The organism is Paraburkholderia sp. JHI2823 (genome assembly GCF_038900695.1).
GTDB lineage: Bacteria > Pseudomonadota > Gammaproteobacteria > Burkholderiales > Burkholderiaceae > Paraburkholderia > Paraburkholderia mimosarum.
Window position 1 is genome coordinate 1 of sequence record NZ_JAYMRY010000179.1, and the last position, 639, is coordinate 639.

The window sequence follows — 639 nt, forward strand, 5'->3', positions numbered from 1 at the left end:
GGTTATCAAGTGCGGGGCTCTCGTGGAGCCAACTCCGGTTACTCTGCACAACCGGGAGCGAGGCTTGTTCTGATTTGCCGAACGCGATTGCAGTGTCAGCCTGGCTGGGATACCAATCCATGCCTGCCGACCTCAGTTTGTATGAGGTCTGTGGACACGTTCTGCTTCGTGCGTTGGCTGCCCATCACCCCGAGAATTCAAGTGAGGATGAGTGCAATGCCGCTTCGGCGCTGCCCGCCTGTATGCGAGTCATCGGTCGCACGGCTGTACTGTGCCTTGCCCCGTCAGCCATGCTTTCGCGCAACGCGCGCTTGGCAGCGAGGATCGAGCCGTTTCGACAGGTCAGACGTACAAGCAGGTCGGAACGCACCAGCTCCGTCATGACAACGGGCGCGTTCTAACGTTAAGAGTTCGCCCTGCCGTGGCGGTACATTCCCGGGCTGGCCCCCGTCCACTTCCTGAAGGCCCTGTGAAAAGCACTGGTTTCCTGAAATCCAGTCCGTGCAGCGACTTCGGCGACCGTGAGAGAACTGCTGGAAAACAACTCAATGGCGATGTCACGGCGCAATTCGTCTTTCAGTTGCCGGTAGCTCGTGCCTTCGGCCAGCAGACGGCGTTGCAGCGTGGCCGCGGATAGAT

At 59.6% G+C, this 639-nt stretch carries 1 protein-coding gene; it reads right to left on the reverse strand.

Going from position 1 to position 639, the window contains the following annotated elements; translation table 11 throughout:
• Positions 1-403: 403 nt before the first annotated feature.
• Positions 404-639 (reverse strand): AraC family transcriptional regulator (locus VSR34_RS38190; protein ID WP_342965208.1); only part of this gene is annotated, 236 nt, incomplete at its 5' end.